This window comes from Companilactobacillus kimchii DSM 13961 = JCM 10707 (genome assembly GCF_001435445.1).
GTDB classification, from domain to species: domain Bacteria; phylum Bacillota; class Bacilli; order Lactobacillales; family Lactobacillaceae; genus Companilactobacillus; species Companilactobacillus kimchii.
On the sequence record NZ_AZDH01000005.1, the window covers coordinates 59,705 to 77,339 of the forward strand.

At 34.2% G+C, this 17,635-nt stretch carries 18 protein-coding genes; 11 read left to right on the forward strand and 7 right to left on the reverse strand.

Annotation, left to right across the window (positions count from 1 at the left end; all coding sequences use genetic code 11):
* The first annotated feature begins 8 nt into the window (after window positions 1–8).
* From FC97_RS02905 to FC97_RS02915, 3 genes are all read left to right on the forward strand, one after another.
* Window positions 9–461: a hypothetical protein gene (locus tag FC97_RS02905; RefSeq protein WP_054642957.1), complete on the forward strand. Its 453-nt coding sequence runs from the start codon at window positions 9–11 to the stop codon at window positions 459–461.
* 12 nt (window positions 462–473) lie between these two features.
* Window positions 474–962, forward strand: a complete 489-nt coding sequence (locus FC97_RS02910) for a prolyl-tRNA synthetase associated domain-containing protein (protein ID WP_054642958.1) — start codon at window positions 474–476, stop codon at window positions 960–962.
* A gap of 366 nt (window positions 963–1,328) precedes the next feature.
* Window positions 1,329–2,102, forward strand: a complete 774-nt coding sequence (locus FC97_RS02915) for a hypothetical protein (RefSeq protein WP_054642959.1) — start codon at window positions 1,329–1,331, stop codon at window positions 2,100–2,102.
* Window positions 2,103–2,126: 24 nt separating this feature from the next.
* On the opposite strand, the gene FC97_RS02920 is transcribed toward FC97_RS02915, so the two are convergent.
* From FC97_RS02920 to FC97_RS02930, 3 genes are all read right to left on the reverse strand, one after another.
* A complete protein-coding gene (locus tag FC97_RS02920; protein ID WP_054642960.1) occupies window positions 2,127–3,824 on the reverse strand; it encodes a phosphoenolpyruvate carboxykinase (ATP) in 1,698 nt (565 codons plus the stop codon).
* 320 nt (window positions 3,825–4,144) lie between these two features.
* Window positions 4,145–4,807, reverse strand: coding sequence for a histidine phosphatase family protein (locus tag FC97_RS02925; RefSeq protein ID WP_054642961.1), 663 nt, complete (start codon window positions 4,805–4,807; stop codon window positions 4,145–4,147).
* A 39-nt stretch (window positions 4,808–4,846) separates the two neighbouring features.
* Entirely contained in the window at window positions 4,847–5,497 is a 651-nt protein-coding gene (locus tag FC97_RS02930) for a histidine phosphatase family protein (RefSeq protein WP_054642962.1), read from the reverse strand.
* 108 nt (window positions 5,498–5,605) lie between these two features.
* Here FC97_RS02930 and FC97_RS02935 point away from each other — a divergent pair, with 108 nt between their 5' ends.
* Window positions 5,606–6,226: an NAD(P)-dependent oxidoreductase gene (locus FC97_RS02935; RefSeq protein ID WP_054642963.1), complete on the forward strand. Its 621-nt coding sequence runs from the start codon at window positions 5,606–5,608 to the stop codon at window positions 6,224–6,226.
* 19 nt (window positions 6,227–6,245) lie between these two features.
* The gene (locus FC97_RS02940; protein ID WP_235628553.1) at window positions 6,246–6,674 is read left to right on the forward strand and encodes a flavodoxin domain-containing protein; all 429 of its coding nucleotides are present in this window, start codon (window positions 6,246–6,248) and stop codon (window positions 6,672–6,674) included.
* 46 nt (window positions 6,675–6,720) lie between these two features.
* Here the strand turns inward: FC97_RS02940 and FC97_RS02945 are convergent, their stop codons facing one another.
* Genes FC97_RS02945 through FC97_RS02955 form a run of 3 tightly spaced genes read right to left on the reverse strand, consistent with a single transcriptional unit; the run spans window position 6,721 to window position 9,695 of the window.
* Window positions 6,721–7,818, reverse strand: coding sequence for an SIS domain-containing protein (locus FC97_RS02945; protein ID WP_054642965.1), 1,098 nt, complete (start codon window positions 7,816–7,818; stop codon window positions 6,721–6,723).
* Between the two features lie 13 nt (window positions 7,819–7,831).
* Window positions 7,832–8,629 (reverse strand): HAD family hydrolase, encoded by a 798-nt coding sequence (locus FC97_RS02950; RefSeq protein WP_054643029.1) that lies wholly within the window; start codon window positions 8,627–8,629, stop codon window positions 7,832–7,834.
* The gene (locus tag FC97_RS02955; protein WP_054642966.1) at window positions 8,622–9,695 is read right to left on the reverse strand and encodes a LacI family DNA-binding transcriptional regulator; all 1,074 of its coding nucleotides are present in this window, start codon (window positions 9,693–9,695) and stop codon (window positions 8,622–8,624) included. The genes FC97_RS02950 and FC97_RS02955 overlap by 8 nt, the downstream gene beginning before the upstream one ends.
* 171 nt (window positions 9,696–9,866) lie before the next feature.
* Here FC97_RS02955 and FC97_RS02960 point away from each other — a divergent pair, with 171 nt between their 5' ends.
* The 6 genes from FC97_RS02960 (at window position 9,867) to FC97_RS02985 (ending at window position 17,010) form a co-directional block, all read left to right on the forward strand.
* Window positions 9,867–10,808 carry an ROK family protein gene (locus FC97_RS02960; protein WP_054642967.1) on the forward strand — a complete coding sequence of 314 codons (942 nt, stop codon included), beginning with the start codon at window positions 9,867–9,869 and terminating at the stop codon, window positions 10,806–10,808.
* A 14-nt stretch (window positions 10,809–10,822) separates the two neighbouring features.
* Window positions 10,823–13,177 carry a glycoside hydrolase family 9 protein gene (locus tag FC97_RS02965; RefSeq protein WP_056967774.1) on the forward strand — a complete coding sequence of 785 codons (2,355 nt, stop codon included), beginning with the start codon at window positions 10,823–10,825 and terminating at the stop codon, window positions 13,175–13,177.
* Window positions 13,178–13,202: 25 nt separating this feature from the next.
* On the forward strand, window positions 13,203–14,498 hold the full coding sequence (locus FC97_RS02970) for a PTS sugar transporter subunit IIC (RefSeq protein WP_054642968.1): 1,296 nt from the start codon (window positions 13,203–13,205) through the stop codon (window positions 14,496–14,498).
* Between the two features lie 11 nt (window positions 14,499–14,509).
* Entirely contained in the window at window positions 14,510–15,286 is a 777-nt protein-coding gene (locus FC97_RS02975) for a sugar phosphate isomerase/epimerase family protein (RefSeq protein WP_054642969.1), read from the forward strand.
* A 159-nt stretch (window positions 15,287–15,445) separates the two neighbouring features.
* Window positions 15,446–16,171: a sunset domain-containing protein gene (locus FC97_RS02980; protein ID WP_054642970.1), complete on the forward strand. Its 726-nt coding sequence runs from the start codon at window positions 15,446–15,448 to the stop codon at window positions 16,169–16,171.
* On the forward strand, window positions 16,171–17,010 hold the full coding sequence (locus tag FC97_RS02985) for a DNA/RNA non-specific endonuclease (RefSeq protein ID WP_054642971.1): 840 nt from the start codon (window positions 16,171–16,173) through the stop codon (window positions 17,008–17,010). The genes FC97_RS02980 and FC97_RS02985 overlap by 1 nt, the downstream gene beginning before the upstream one ends.
* A 35-nt stretch (window positions 17,011–17,045) precedes the next feature.
* On the opposite strand, the gene FC97_RS02990 is transcribed toward FC97_RS02985, so the two are convergent.
* Window positions 17,046–17,450, reverse strand: coding sequence for a MerR family transcriptional regulator (locus FC97_RS02990; protein ID WP_054642972.1), 405 nt, complete (start codon window positions 17,448–17,450; stop codon window positions 17,046–17,048).
* Window positions 17,451–17,635: the final 185 nt, after the last annotated feature.

Genomic DNA, 17,635 nt, shown 5'->3' on the forward strand with positions numbered 1-17,635 from the left:
GGGAAAATATGAAAAGATTATATGAATTAGATAAGGTATCGCGTTTCGGGATATTCCTGATATACTTTTTTATGACCGTTGCTAGTATGTTGGTGACTGACTCTAACTTGAGCCAAATGCCAACAATGGGTAAATATTTGAAATTGGTTCTCTTTGCTGTAGGAGCATTGGTAATCTTTGCAATTATCTATGGATTGTTTGTCCTATTGCTAAAGAATAATAGCAATTATAAGCCCGCTTTATTAGTTAATATGTCGCTATGCTTGGCTCTAGGTGGATTGTTGTCAGCGATAGTTTATCTTATTGCTGGTAAAAGTAATATCTGGGTCAACGGTATTGTTGGATTTATCAGTTTGGGTGGTTTAGCACTTCTCAACTGGAAAACTCTGGAAGTACCACAGTCTGATAAAATTAAGATAACAGTTTTGGCAGCAATTGTGTTTGTTCTATCACTGTTTTAAAGGGTAAAGTAAATGAATGATTATTCGCAAATTAAAGCACAATTGGACTGTTTGCATATTCACTTCCAATTGATTGAACATCCAGCAGTATTTACGGCTGAAGAGGCTGATAGGTATGTTGCTGATATTCCTTGCATGAAAACTAAGTCATTATTTTTAACTGATAAGAAAAAGACGACTTATTACCTAGTTTTTGTGAAGGATGATCAACGTTTGGATATGAAAAAATTTGCACAGACAGTAGGCAAAAAGCATCTCAAGTTTGCATCAGATCAGTCTTTGTTAGAGAAACTAGGAATTGAATCGGGTTCCGTTTCTATTTTTAGTCTGTTGAATAATGAAACTAAAGATGTACAAATTTATTTTGAAAAATCAGTCGTGGGTAGATTGCCACTGACATTTCATCCGAATGACAATACGAAAACAATGTTGTTAAAACCAGAAGATTTGTTTAAATTTCTGAAGAGTATTGGTTTTTCCTATCAAATAATTGAATTATAAAAGTCAGGGCAGATTGCCTTGGCTTTTTTGCTGCAGTCCATGAGATAATGAAAAAAGTACTTTTGTTTTTGGCTTTCGTAACATTAGTTTTCCATTGTCTGCGTGTAATAGTTCAATTATTGGATCAAAAATCCGAGTTTAAAAGAATTTGTCTTGGCTAATAGTTTATATGAAAATCAGCAAGAAATTTCGGAAGAATATTGTGCGGCTCAATTCCAAAAATTGACCGATCAACTCAATGAAAAATATAACAAATAAAACTTTTTCCTTATGAATTTCTAACAAATAATTCTGTATTTTATATAAACAAAAAGCGGTACAATAACGCTTTCTTCCGTGCGATAATTGGTGCGAGGAGAAATTGCGATGAGAAAAACACTAATGATTTTGACCTTGTTAGTATTCGTATTACCGCTTTCTGCGTACAGTGTTAATACAATTAAAAATTCTTTATATCATGAGTCTAAAGATAGTTACATTATGATAAGAGAAAACCAGCGTAAATGGAAAAGGCAAACTGCTAAAGCCGATATTGTTCACAGCGAGGGTAATAGTAGGGAGAAAGTTCCTGTTGGAATTTCTTTGGATAATCTAAAAAATTACAATAAGGCTGTCATCAAAGGGACTATTTATAATTTAGAGAAGATGCGAAGCCCAGAAAGTATGGCTTACACTAAGGCGTCAGTTCATATCGATGAAGTTATTAGTGGTGATGAATCTTTGAAAAATAAGACGATTTATTTAGCCTTAGATGGTGGGTTGGTCTCCTTCGACGATTGGCATAGTGAGAGTAAACATAAAGCGTATGGTCACAATATGCTTGTTAAAAATGATGAATTTCCGTTGCCGGTAATTGGATCTAAAATTATTACTGGTCTGATTCCCAACAATTTAGATGAACCGATTGAATTGAATAACGATCTAAAACGAAGTGGTTTTACTAGTAAGAATTCTTTTGCCATCAATACACCACAGTATAATTTTTGGGTAAAGGGGCCCAATGCTAAAGAGTATCGTTTAAATAATCCAACATTACGAAAGAAGACCGTTAATGGTGATTATTTAACGGAATCCTTACAACAATTGACTAAAGAAATTAACAGAAAATTTAACGATGAAAAACCAAAAGAGCACCAGTAATCTATGATTACTGATGCTCTTTATTTAGTTGTTCATTAGTTCGTTTAGTAATTCTTTAGCTGATTCGTGAAGGCTGTCTTTGGATTTGTCATAGCCCAAATGAGTGTAAATTTCTCCAACATAAACTTTATTTTGATAGAGTTTGTTAAAGACTTTATCGATAATTGGACGCGTACGTTCTTCTTCTTGTACTGGTCCAAATGGATTAGCGAAGAAAGTAGTACTCATGCCGATTTCGTCAGTTGTTCCTAAAGCTTTACGTTTTCCAGAAATGAAGGTGGCTTTAGCTTTTTCTTCATCAGGGAATTGATGTAAGCCAATTTCAGCATCGTAATTATTAGCGTAAACCCACATGTCGATGGAATGATGTTCAACTATATGTTTGTAGGTATTAGCGGGTAAGATAACACGGGCATTCTTTAACTCTGGATTCAAGTAGATACCTCGATCCATATTGTTGAAGGCCACGGAACTGCTTAAATCATCAAGGCGGACGAAGGCACCTGTTTCGGTACCTTGAGCGTAAACATTACCTTTTTCATCAAAGGCAAAACTTCCCATATCGTCAAAAATTGTTTCGATATTGATAATTTTATCGTCGGCTACTTCTTGTAGAGCTTCGATTGATTCAGATTTGCCAGCACCGGAATCTCCAAAGAAGACGACTGATTTAGTTTTACCATTTGAGAAACTGATTTTGACCATTGAACCGTGAATTGGTAGACGATTCTCGTAAATCATATGGAGATTATGGAGAGTTAAACACATTTTCTTCATGTAACCGAAATAAGTCGTTTTATCGTTATAAGGAACTTCACCGACCCAAATATTGTTAGCCTTATCATGATAATAATGACTGACATTACCCTCAGTTTTGTTTAAACCGAATAAAAGAATTTCATCTGGTTTTTTACCAGCAATGCTTTCTCTATCAGCGACTTCGAATAAGTTAGCTAAAGCAATGCCACTAACGAAATAATCGCGATGGAAATAAATGAAGGTTAGACTCTCACCAATTTTGGCAGGGAAGCAGTACCAATCTTTCTGAGTGCCATCGAATTTTTCAATAGGATTATCAAATACTTCACTGAAAGTACCTTCACGTTTGTTACTTTTAGTATGCATCATCATTGGAGGACGAAGCATTAAAGTATCTAGGAATCTAATACTTTCTAGTGACTGATACTTTTGAGGAGTATCCCATTTGATCGTTTGTGTAAGAACACAAGCGTTGGTTCCGGCATTTACTTGACGATAAGTGCGGTTAGTAAAGCCTTGAAGCTTTTCTTCAATTGCACGGTAAAGGTGAATAACGATTTCGTTAAAATGATTATCGATATTCATAAAGTCACCTTTAGCAATAGCACTATCGTGTTTATTGATTAAAGAGACTCTGAAATAGGAACGATAGTATGAATAAAAATCTTCGATACTTTTCAGAATTTGCTCATTACCATATTTTTCATAGTTATCTTTATCGTCGATCAAAATGGCTTTCAAAATATTGATGTAGTTGTTGGCATCTAAGCCTTCGACCCTATTGGTAACAGCTAATTGACTTTCGTCTAAATATAAATGAACGAGATTATAAAATCCCCGACTATTAATTAATTGAAAAACGTCTTGAATGTATTCCTCATTGTAATTAATCACGGCGACTGAACGGTCTGGATTTATGTAAAAGGCGTTAGATTCAACAGCCTTGGATGATAATTCTGACATACTAGGTTCTCCTTTCAATTCATGAACTTAAGTAACAGTTTATATTAATAGTCTGTAAACTGGTAGTATAAAATTAAAATCAATTTAATGAAAATATCATCTTATAACCGTTGTGTAGGGAATACAACATGGAAAAATATTTTATTCGAAGAAAAAGATTATTTTATTAGAAAACATGTAATGCTTTCAAAAACTTAAAATAGAGATTTTTTACAATAAAAAAACAACATCCATTTAGAATAAGCACATTGTATTACGATTCTAAATGGATGTTGTTTTAAATTTCTGAATTATTTGAGTTAAATAGTAATTTGAATTGATTATTCACCCAAAACTTGGCTGTAACTTGTAACGGTATTAACACCATTATCACGTTCGAGCATTGTTAAACTGGAATTTTTAGGGCTTTGTGTTAAGTCGAATTTGCCATGACCATAACGCTCTGTAATAGAACGAATAGTTGTTCCATGTGTAACTAATAGAATTTTGTCGCCATCTTTGGCAACTTGATCAATTTTTTCAAAACCACGATCAACTCTAGTCCAATATTCTTCAGCGTTTTCAGCGTCATGGAATGGATCAGCGTCTTTCATGAAATCTCTTGTAGCATCAAGTCCATATTTGGAAAGGATATCACCAAAAGTTCTTTCACCATGTGGTTGACCAACGATGAACCAAGCTTCAGAAGAGTTCATGCCTTCGAAGTAGCCGTAGAATTGTTCTCTGAATTCCATCAATTTAGTGGGATTAAGCTGTTCACGATTCTTGTTATCGTCAACAATCAACTTACAAGTGTCAATTGCTCGACGTGCATCTGATGAAAAAGCAGCGTTGAAGTCAACATCTTTCAAAGCTTTAGCAGCTTTTTTAGCAACCTCTAATCCTTCAGGTGCAAGGGGAGTATCAGACCAACCTTGCATTTTATTGTATTTATTAAACCAAGTTTTACCATGGCGAATCATGTAAATTTGGTATTTAGCCATTAGTGCCCTCCTCAAAGTTTGTAAGTTAATTTTACTACACTAGAGAAGAGATTGATTGTATTTTGTAACTCGATTAACACCATTATCACGTTCTAACATTGTCAAACTAGCATTTGCAGGGACGTCATTTAATTCAAAATCACCAGCTTTATAGCGATAAGCTAATCCTAAAATAGTGATACTGTGCGTAACTAATAAGATTTTGTCACCATCTTTGGCAATTTGATCAATTTTTTTAAATCCGCGTTCGATTCGATTCCAATATTCAGTAGCATCTTCGGCATCATGCAAGGGATCAGCTTCTTTGACGAAATCCATTGTGGCGTCAAAACCATAATTATGAACGATTTGAGCAAAACTTTTGGCATGGTGTGGCTTACCAATGACAAACCATGATTCATCAATTCCACGGCCTTCGTAGAAACCATAAAATTGTTCTCTGAACTCTGATAGTTCTTGAGGTACTAAATCATTCCGATTTCTTCTGGTAATAATACGACAAGTGTCGACAGCACGTTTCATATCTGAAGTCAGTGCTGCTGCAAAGTTCACATTTTTCAGTGATTCAGCAGCCTTTTGCGCAACTTCAACGCCATCGTTAGTCAAGGGTGTATCGGACCAACCTTGCATTTTCTGATATTCGTTATACCAAGTTCTTCCATGTCTAACTAAATAAATTTGATATGCCATTATACATGCCTCCTAGTACGACAATTCTACTATAAATGAAGCTCATTTTTAGTAATTTTGCTCGTGATTGTGTAAAGTAATCTTATGAGTGGATTTGGAGGTAATCATATGAAAATAGCTGTGATTGGAGCAAATGGTAAGGAAGGTTCCTTAATTGTTAAAGAAGCCCAGGAACGTGGATTGGATGTCACTTCCATCGTTCGTGATAGCAAGAAATCACCGACTGATAAGTATTTAGTTAGGGATGTCTATAGTTTGAAGACTGCTGATGTTAAAGACTTTGATGTATTAGTCGATGCTTTAGGTTTCTTTGGTCCTAATGTTAAAGAATATGTACCAGCCACGAAGCATTTAATTGAAATTCTAAATGGTAGTAAAACAAGATTATTAGTTGTTGGTGGGGCAGGGTCACTCTATCTTGATTCAGATCATACAAAACAACTTTACGAACAAGATGATTTTCCTGAAGCCGTTAAGCCTTTGAGTGAGGAAATGGGCAAATCATTAGATGAATTACGTCAAAGTTCAATTAATTGGACTTTCATTAGTCCGGCAGCCACTTTTGATGCCAAAGGTGAATGCAGAGGTAAGTATGTTTTGGCAGGTGAAGAATTGACCTTTGATAAAAATGGCAAATGTGAAATCAGTTATGCAGATTTTGCAATCGCTATGGTCGATGAAATTATTAATGCAAAACATCAAAAAGAACGCATTAGCGTTAGATGGTAGGTAAAAAATGAATATTCTTGTGACTTATATTAGTATGACAGGACGCAATGAAAAAATTGCTAAATACCTTGTTGATTATTTGGAAGAACACAATGCTGATGTAACCTTGGAACAAATGATTGAAACAGATGCTTTTGCATTGGATAGTTATGACGCCGTTATAGTTGAAACCTATACCTATAACGATGGTGAAATTCCAGATGAGGCGCAAGATTTCTATGACGATTTGAAAGATGTCGATTTGAATCATACAAAATTTGCGGTTTTAGGTTCTAGTTCTAAACAGCACCTTCATTTTGGACGAGCTGTCGATTACTTTACAATGCAACTCAATTCCAGCAATGGTGAGCAAGTCGCTGATTCAGTGAAGATCGATCAAGATCCTGATGAAGATGATTTCAAACGAGTTGATCAATTAGCAGATTATGTTTTAAAGAGTTTAAAATAATAAATAGGGCGTGATAATCAATTTTGATTATCACGCCCTATTTATTTTATACGTAGTTTTGAAATTCAGTTTTGTTATGAACTTTTTCAGAGAAATCAGTAAAGATTTGTTTTGATAAATCAATTCCACGGCTCTTTGTGATGTACCAAGATAAAACTTGAATAGGAAGCCCGCCCAAGAATGGAACTTTCGTTTCATCAGCAATGTTCATAAGATTCAAAACTTTTTCTGAACTATTTGGTTGGTCAGTATAATTGATTTCAAAAATATGTTTAGTATATTGACTCTCGTATCTAATTAATGAATCGGCTTTACTTTTGATATTTTCTTTAGCATTAGTCGTGATGAAAAATAATCGGTGTTCGGGATTGATTGAGAGATAAGGCCCATGCATGAAGGCTTCAAGTTCATTACCATCCGCCGGAATGCGGACTGTTTCTGTAAACTTAGTCTCCAACTCTTTAATTGATCCCACACTAGGTCCATAGGCGATGCCAGAAAATTGATAAGCCTTTTGAAAATCAGATTCATTTTCTTTGAAGAAATCAGTTGTTTTAGTAATTGTTTCATCAAAATGAGCGACGATATTCCTGAATTCTTCTAGTTCTGCAGTTTCTTGATCTGTAGAGATTAGACCCTTTTTGACACCAACTCTCAATCCCAAAAGCATCAGACTTAAAACAGTAGCAGTAAATCCTAGTGAGACATAACCAACTTGTTCGCGTCCAGTAAGTATATCAAGTGTTCTTTGACAAGCATCTGACAACTCTTTTCCTGGTTGGCTAGTTACACCGATAGTGTAGATATTTTCCTCGGATAATTTCTTGATAGCATCAATAGTAGAAGTGCTTTGCCCACTTTGTGAGATTCCAACAGCAACCTCTAAGTTAGGGTCAACCATGTCGTAATTGCTGTAGTTATAGGGTTGTTGCAAATCAACAAGCACATTGGCCTTTTTCTCGATGTAATATTTAGCGCTTAAAGCGGCGTTATAGCTAGAACCAATTCCTAATAACAACCAAGATTGGCTAGTTAATAATTTGCTGTCAATTACAGCATCAATTTGTTGAGGATAGGTATCCAAGATTTTAGTCATTACTGAGGCTTCTTGATTTATGTAGGTTAACATTGTTGGGTTATTCATTGTTTTTCTCCTTTTAACTTAGGTGTTCTTGTAAAAATTTGGCTATTCCATCATTTAAGTAGGAATCGGTTATAAAATTTGCATGTGATTTGACGAAATCACTGGCATTGCCCATAGCGACGGAGTATTTTGACGTGTTGAACATTTCAATATCGTTTTCTCCATCTCCAAAAGTGAATGTATTCTCTGGAGTAATATTGTATTCATTTTGAATTTGATGAATGGCAGTTGCCTTACTAACATTGTCAGGAATCAATTCGATATTATTTTTAAATGATGAAGATACGTTTAGATCGGTAGTATCCCTCAATTCCTTTTTTGCCGATTCAAGAATATCTATATTGGTATCTTCAATAATTATTCCGTTAATTATTTCGTCACTGTGTTGCAATAGTAAATGTAAATCTACTTTTAGATAGTCATCTGGATTGGGACTGGCTATACGATTATTTGTACTATGTTTGAAATATTTAGGAAGAGAACAATTATAGAAGACTTGATGATTACTAAAGAAAAATGCTGAAAGATCTTTTTCTTCTAAAATATGATAGATATTCGTTAAGTTATCTTTCCCTAAATAGGATTGAATTATTTGAGATCCATTTTGGAAAATTCCACCATTTGATGCCACGACTTTAGCGTTTATCTCATCAGCAATTACCTTAGCGGAAGTAAACATTCTTCCTGTGGCAACGTAAAAGATAGTATTAGGTTGATTTTGTTTGATGGTATCTTTAGTAAACTTTGATATTTCTTGATGATTGTTTACCAAAGTATCATCTATGTCCATGAATACTAAATTTTTAGTCATTTTTTTCATCTCGCTTCTTTGCACCACAAGATTCACGGATAATTAATTCAGGTAAGTGAGTTTCTTCAGTTCGATTTAGTTCTTTATTGTCAATAAGTTGAAAGAGAAAGTGTAATGCAATTTTTCCTAAAGATTCATTATGTTGATTAACAGTAGTAATTCTAGGTGTCATAAATTCACCATTTGGAAATGCATCACAACTACCAACTGCAATGTCGTCAGGTGAGTTTAGGCCATGATCATGAAGAGCTCTAAAAACCCCCCAAGCGACACGATCATTAATAGCTACAACAGCATCGGGCAATTTCTCTTCGGAATTGAGTAAAGAATTCATTCCATCGTAACCAGACTGAGGATAATAATCATTTAATATTACTAAATGCTCATCGACTTTAGAATAAATATTCATTGTTTCTTTAAAGGCGGCAAGACGTTGAGATGTTATTCTTATTCCAGGCTCACCACCGATGAAGGCAATCCTTCTGTTACCAAGAGCTAGTAAATGCTGAGTAATGATTTCTGCACTACGGAACTGGTCACGTTCAACGAAAAGAGCATTACAACCATCAATCTTTTGACCAATAATTACTACAGGTATTTGATCGTTTAATTCATTGAGAGCTGTTAAATAATTATCTGCAACTGACTCACGGTCAATTTCTCCACCAAGAATAAGAACGCCGTCGACATGTCGTTCAAGGATATTTTTGAAAGCGTTGATTTCTAATTGGGTACTGTTATCTTTATTCATTTTTCCGGCAGTCATCGTATTTATCAATAAAAGGGTATAACCCGCATTTCTACTGATTACTTCAATTTGAGATATGAGATCTGTGAAATATGGATTATTGATATCGGAAACCACGACAGCCAAAGTTTGGGTTTTATTGGAAACCATACCACGTGCCAACATATTAGGTTGAAAATTATTATCAGCGATGATCTGTTTAATATGATTTCTTTTTTTGTCTGATACAGAAGGACTGTCATTTATTACTCTGGAAACTGTTGATACTGAAGTACCAGCTAGCTTAGCGATGTCTTTGATTGTGATTTTGTTTTTCATATTGTCACCCCGTTAAATTAACTAAAGTGTAAAACAAAGATAAAAAATTAACAAGATTTTTTGGTAAGGTTTCCAAAATTGGTGTTGACATATTAAAGGCTAGGAATTAGTATTTGAGTGTAAAAAGAAAGCGCTTAACAAAATAGAAACGTTATCAAAAAGGAAAATGTTATGAAGAAAGATACAGTATTAGCTGTAGATGTTGGTGGAACCAAGGTTTTGATTGGTGAAGTTGACAAGGAAGGCAATGTTTTAAGTCAAAATAAATTTAAATCTGATATTTCATCTCAAGAAGCGGCATTAAATCAAATTATTGATGCAATTATTGATTACTTTTCTAAAAATATTATCGGTGATATTAAAGCTATTGCAGTTGATATCGTTGGTAGAGTCAACAGTGACAAGGGCGTCTGGTATGAAATTGATCCGGCAGAGAAAAATGAGATAAATGTTTCAAAAGAATTGGGAAAAAGATTTAATTTACCTTGTTTTGTAATTAATGATTTGGCTGCTGCAACTGAGGCTGAAAATTTGCTCGGGATTGGTAACGTTACCAAAAATTTCATTTATCTTAGCGTAGGTACTGGTATTGCAGGACGCATGGTTGTAAATGGAAAAATGGTACTGGGAGAAGATTATGATTCTGGTGAATTTGGACATATGGTTGTCGATTCTGAGAGTAGAGTTAAATGCATTTGTGGAAGATATGGATGCGTCGAACCTTTGGCTTCAGGATTGGGCATGTCTAACCAGGCCCATCAATTGAAGAAATTTAATGCTACCAATTTAAAAGTGCTACCTAATCATCGCGTTGGAGCCAAAGAACTTTTTGAAGCTTACGATCAAAATGATCCGTTGGCTGTGGCGGTAGTAAATCAATCACTTAAAGCAACAAGTAATATGGTGATGAACTTGGTTCGAATTATTAATCCAAAAGCCGTGAGATTTGGTGGCGGTGTAACAACAGGCGGATGGTATGTGGACCATTTACAAGAGTTGCTGGATTTACAAACAATGCGTTTCGTTAAATATGGAGTTAAAAATACAGAATTAGATCCGAATTTAATAGCATTACAAGGTTGTGCTTTGTTTGCCTTTAGCAAAATTGCTTAGTTGAGGAGAAGAAAATGACAGTAGTGGATGACTTGCTAGATCAAACTAACTTATTACATAAGTTAATTAGTATTCCGAAAGATTTTGATAGTAATGAAAATAATAAGAAAGTTATTGCTAAAAAGAGTGTAAGAGCATCTGAAAAGAATCAATGGAAACACTCTAAAAGAGGAAGTTTAACTAACGTTTCTAAAGATGGATTTACTTTGGAAGCACCATCTAGATATGATTCTTGGGCTCCCGGAGATCCAACGGATGGGGACTATGTAGGATATGGAAATACTAAAGCATCGTTAAAGATTGATAACGAAAATTGGCAAGAATATGATCGCTTGGCTTTTAAAATTAATACGAAATGTTCTGAAGTTATAAATCCTAATATAATTTTTGAAATACATAACGATGGTAAACAAAAAATACCTGATCAATATAATCGGGAAGGTTACCATGTAATAAATCTGATTAACAACTGTGAAAAAACGTATTTTCTTAATATTTCGGATTTACCTAGAGAAAAGATAACAGAAATTGGATTCAGCTACGAAATAAACGGATCTTATATGGATATTCCAGGCGAGTACAAAGTTGAATTGAAAAATATTTCTCTTCAAAAGGTTCTAGATGTAACACCTACACATGGATGGGAACCTAACAAAATCAGTTATTCTCACGATGGATATCAGAATGATGAAAGAAAAGTAGCGATTGTTTCCGCCGATGATAGTAATGTTGAATTTTCAATAATTGATGCCGAAACGAAAAACACAGTTCTCAATAAAAAAATTAAAAATCTGAGCAATGGGTTGGGAAATTTTAAAATATTAGATTTTTCAGATTTTGATCAGTCAGGAATCTATCAAATTAAGTTAGGAGATAAAATTACAGCTCCGTTTAAAATCGGTACCTACGAGGATATTTGGGTTAAAAGTATTCCTAAAGTTTTGAACTTTATCTATGGCGAAAGATGTGGTTATCCAGTACTCGGAATTCATGGAACATGTCATGAAGATGTCATTGCCAAAAAAGATGGAAAAACTATAAGTTATAACGGCGGGTGGCATGATGCAGGTGATTTATCACAACAACTTATTCATTCCGCTGAAGCAACACAGGCATTATTCAGAATTGCAAATGCTACAGACAATCAGAAATTATCTGAAAGATTATTAGAAGAAGGAAACTGGGGTCTTGATTTTATATTCAAGACAGACTTTGGTAATGGATTCCACGCTACAAGTGCAGGTGTTTCAAGATGGACCGATAACATGATTGGAACTATGGATGATGCTTTGGCTAGAGTTCATGATAATCCATATGAGAATTTTCTTTTAAGCAGTATTTTGGCTGATATTTCACAACAAAAAATAATTGGCCAAGATATGAAAAAAAGATTAGAGCAACTTTCAGTTAGTTATTTTGAAATTGCTCTAAAGAGGTTCAAACAGGCGCCTTATGAAAAAGAACCAATAATGTGGGAACACACTTACAACACATCTAAGGCAATTTATAATGCAACGATTGTTATTGCAGCTGGTAATTGTTATTCCGTAACAAAGAATGAAAAATATTTAAGCACAGTTATAGAGTTCATGAATCGAATGATTAATTGTCAAGAAAGTAAAGGATTGGAATTATTTGATGGAACAATCCTAAAAGGAATGTTTTATAGAGATGCAAGCCACAAAGTTTTGCAGCATTTCAATCATCAAGCTAGAGAGATGTTGTTTGCTCAGGCATTCTCGACGGCGCTTAAATTGCCAATTTCTGATGTATTACGTGATATTTGGAAATATCGTGCCAGAGATTATGGTGCATATCTACTTTATTTAAGAAAGTTTACTTATCCTTACCCAATGATTTCAAGCGGTGTGTACTTAGATAGCGAAAACACAGATAAAGAAAGCTTTGATGTACAGCATCTGTTAATAGATGATTCTGCATATTCAGAATATGAAACTCAACTTAAAGCAGGTGTACAAATATCTAAACATGCTTATGTAAGAAGATTTCCAGTTTGGTTCTCATTTAGGGGTAATGATTCCGTAATTCTTTCAACAGCCAATTCGGCCGCTATTATGGGGAGATTATTAAAAAATGAAGAATTAATGAATCTAGCGAATGCTCAATTACGTTGGATTATTGGAAACAATCCTTTTGACCAATCTTTGATGTTTGGTGAAGGAAATAATTATCAGCAAGAATATTCCAATTCATCAGGGGATATGGTTGGAGAATTACCTGTCGGTATTGAAACGAAAGATGATGAAGATGTTCCATATTGGCCACAATTCAATAATGCAACATATAAAGAAGTATGGATAGTGGCAGCTACTAAATGGTTATCGACAGTTTCAGAATTAATAAAATAGGTTATTAAAGGGAAGAGGTACGATCATGGCTAAAGATGGTTCAGAATCAGCATTTATTACAAAATTATCAGCTATTTCTGGTAAATTAATGGGTAATAAATTTATTGTTTCTATTCGTGATGCTTTTGGAGCAGCATTACCCTTATCTATAATTGCATCATTTTTTGTTTTAATTAATAATTTGTTACTAGATCCCAAAATTGGAGTTTTGAAAAATATTCCAGGGCATCAATTCATTACCAATGTCGGAATTCAAGCATATAACGGTACATTGGGCATGATGGGTCTTCTTGTTACATTCCTGATTGGTTATTTTTTAGGTAAGCAACTTGGTTCAGACGGAGTTCTAGACGGTGTAATTTCAGTTGCAGCTTTAGTTACTTTAATTCCTAATATTATTACTGTAACAAGTAATAGTGGAAAAGCATTCAAGGCTTCGGCCGTATTGACACAATCACAAACATCAGCTGAAGGGATGTTTCTAGGTATTTTCGCTTCAATCGTAGCTACTGAATTATTGGAAAAAATTAGTAAAAATAAAAAGTTAAAGATCTCAATGCCTGACAGTGTCCCACCAGCAATTGCCAATTCGTTTAATGGATTAATTCCAGCCTTAATTGTTGTTGCGTTATTTGGTATTTTTGAAGAAACTGTTGTTGCTCTAAGTGGATCAAATGTTCCAGATTTAATTATTAAAGTATTGCAAGCTCCATTAGTTGGAGGTTTCCAAAATTATTTTGGTATTACTTTATACGGCTTCTTAACATGTTTATTATTTGCTTTTGGTATTCACGGATCCTCCGTTTTAGGAGCTGTTTCAAGTCCTATTTTACTTACAGCTTTCCAACAAAATATGTCAGCTGTTCAAGCAAATAAACCAGCTCCAAATATCGTTACACAACCATATGTTGATTGTTATATTTATATCACAATGTTTTCATTAGTAATTGCAATTCTTATTGCATCACATAAGAAGAATTATCGTTCTATTGCAAAATTAGGTGCAGTGCCAGCTATATTCAATATTGGAGAGCCATTACTATTTGGTTTACCTATTGTATTTAACCCTATTTTGGCAATTCCTTATGTAGTAGTTCCAATTTTTTCATCGACATTGGCTTATTTTGCAACAGCATTTGGTTTAGTAGCCAAAACTTACGTGGTAGTACCTTGGGTTACGCCAGCTGTTCTTTCTGGATTCTTAGCAACTGGCGGTGATTGGCGTGCGTCAGTACTACAAATCGTTATTATTACTGTCGGAGTATTTGTTTACCTACCATTTGTTTATGCAGCAAATAGAATTAAAGATGATTTGGATTAGGAGATGTTTTAATGAAAATTTCAGCGGAACTATTTCCAGTTCTTGAACTATTTAACTCTAATCCTCAAACTACACTACAGAGTTTAGGAAAAATTGGATTTACTGGTATTGAATTATATGGCAATCCAACTATAGATGCTGATAAATTAAGATTTATGGTAGAACAAAGTGGATTACAAATAACGGGTTATCAAGTACCATGGAGATTAATGCAAAATGGTGGATTGAAAGATGTTATAAAGTATCAAAAATCTTTACATAATAAACATATTATTATCGCAGCTTTGGGAGGACCTTGGGAATCAGGGCATAAAGTAAGCGAAAATACTATTAGCACTTGGAAAAAACATGCACTGAGAATTAATGAAATGTGTAAAGAGTTATCTATGCAGGGAATGGATTTAACATATCATACACATTCATATGACTTTGGTGAAAAGGTGGAACGGAAAGAAACTTCTTTTGAAATTTTGAAACAAAATGTTTTACCCATGGTTAATTTTGAAATAGATAGCGGTAATTGTTTGGAGGGTGGATTATATCCACAGAAAGAAATTTTAAAATTGTCTGGACGTAGTCCATTTGTTCACTGCAAGCCATATTCTAAAGCAAAAAGATATGAGATAAAATTTGATTCATCATTAGATGAAAATGATTGGTCTTCAATTATCGAAGCGTCTAGAATTTCAAAAACAAAATGGTTAGTAGTTGAACCAGAATCACAAAGTTTGGGAACTTCATTAGAAATGATGGAAGATGGTTTTAAGTGCATTAATAAATATATTTAAAAAACGATTATCACGTTTATAGTGGTGATCGTTTTTTCTTGTTATTAATAATAAAATATTTTGTAATTAAACATATCAAAATGCCCTATTTTTTTGCCTTGTTTAGCGCTTTTTACTCCTATATCATTGTAGATATACAAGTAAAAGGGGGTTAAGGGGATGGAAACCGTCATGGTATTAATTTTGATGGCATCTTTAGTTGCTATTTTTGTTTATGCTTTTAAATGGTTCAAGCATAGACAAAATACTAGAGTCAGAAAACGTGATCAAAAGAAATTATTGATCAGTGTTGCTATTATGGTTATTTCTTTTATCGCAGTTGGAGTTACAGGGGATAGTACAGAAAAGAGTTCTAGTTCTGATAGTTCCACTAAGACGGAGAAGGTGTCTAAGAAAACCGAATATGTTGGCAAAGACAAATACAATATTGCCAAGAAAGAGAATGTGGCTTTGATTGCTAAAGAGAAGAAATTGTCTAAGCAAGAGGATAAGCTACAGAATCAACGGGATGATATAGAGACTAAAGAGGCCGAAGCTAAACAAAAAGCTGAAGAGGAGCAAGCCGCTGCTAAGAAGCAAGAGAAAAAGCAGGCCAAAGAAGCTCAAAAACAACAAGAGGCTGCTCAAAAGCAACAACAAAAACAGGCTCAAGAAGCACAGAAACAGCAACAAGCTCAGCAGTCACAGCAGACTCAACAACAACAGTCTACTTCACAACAAGGGGATATGAATACTGCTGAGACGGGAACAATTATTGGTAATTCAAGAAGTCACATTTATCACGTGCCTGGTCAGCGAGGATACAATATGAATTCGTCTAATGCTGTCCGTTTCAATACAGAACAGGATGCTATCAATGCCGGTTATAGGAGGTCTAAAGTCTAATGAAAAAATTAGCTAAATTGTTGATTTTATTGGCATTAGTTCCTTCTGTAACAGCTTGTGTCAATGAAAGTCAGGCTGCAGAAAACAGTCATAGTAAAGTAGAAATAGTAAAGAATTATTCTTATCAAAAGAAAACTAAGAAATTAGTAACTAAGAATAAGAAACTCAAAAAATCGATTGAATCGTTACAAAATAAAATTTCTGATGATCAAAAATTTATCGATGAACACAATAATAAGACAACTCAAAGTACATCCAATACGTCTGATTTAGCTAATCTAAATTACAACGGAACTCAAGAAATTATCGTCAATGATAATAAACCTAATTTTTCGCAAGAAGATTTGAGCACATCTAAAGGTGCTTGGGATCAGTATGGTGACTTGGATAATTTGAATCGGGTAACAGCTGCTAATGCTTTGCTGAACGTATCAAAAATGCCATCAACCAAGAGAGAAGCATTACATTGGAATCCGACTGGTTGGCATAATAAGCGGATTAAAGGTGGTTGGTTATACAATCGCAGTCATTTGATTGGTTACCAATTAACAGGTCAAAATAATAATCCTAAGAATTTGATGACAGGTACACGTTCATTGAATAGTCCAGAAATGTTGGCTCATGAAATGGATATTGCTTATTATTTGAAACAAAGTAGTTCACATTATATTAGATATCGTGTCACGCCAATCTTTAGAGGAGATGAATTGTTGGCTCGTGGTGTCCAAATGGAGGCTCAATCCGTTGGTGACAATGCAGTTCATTTCAACGTTTATATATTTAATGTTCAATCAGGCGTTACTATAAATTACGCAGATGGAACAAGCCAAGTTGGCTAAAAATAAAAAAATCGGCCTAATTGTGACCGATTTTTTTATTGATTGAATCTTCGAGCGGGGTTCAAGCTATCTTGCTTGTGTCCTTTAATGATTTCATTTTCTAAGGTGATTCGACGTTTTAATTCATCCAAGTTATTTTGGGCTTGAACGACATTGTCTTGAGCTTTTTGTTCCTGTTTAATAAGTAATTTATGCCGTTTAATTAAAGCTGCCTTGCCATGTTTTTGACTTAGTTCAATGTATTCTTTGATTTCAGCAATAGGCATGCCTAGTTCACGGAAAAATTTGATACCTTTGAGCCAAGTTATCGATTCATCATCGAACATACGCTGATTTTCGATGTTTCTCTTTAAAGAGGGAATCATATTCAATTCTGCATAGTAACGAATCGTAGCAATTGGTAAATCAACTTTTTTACTAGCTTCAGAAATTTTGAACATATGATCACACCCTTCTTGATGCGACATTATGATGACACGTTTTAAGTTCAAAAGTTTAATAATGTACATAATGGAGAAGATAAATTTAAAAATATCAAAATTTTACAAACAATTCACCGTTTGTCCACCTTTAACACTCATGATGGAGAGAAATATTATTAAGTAGTTTTTTATATAAAAGTTAA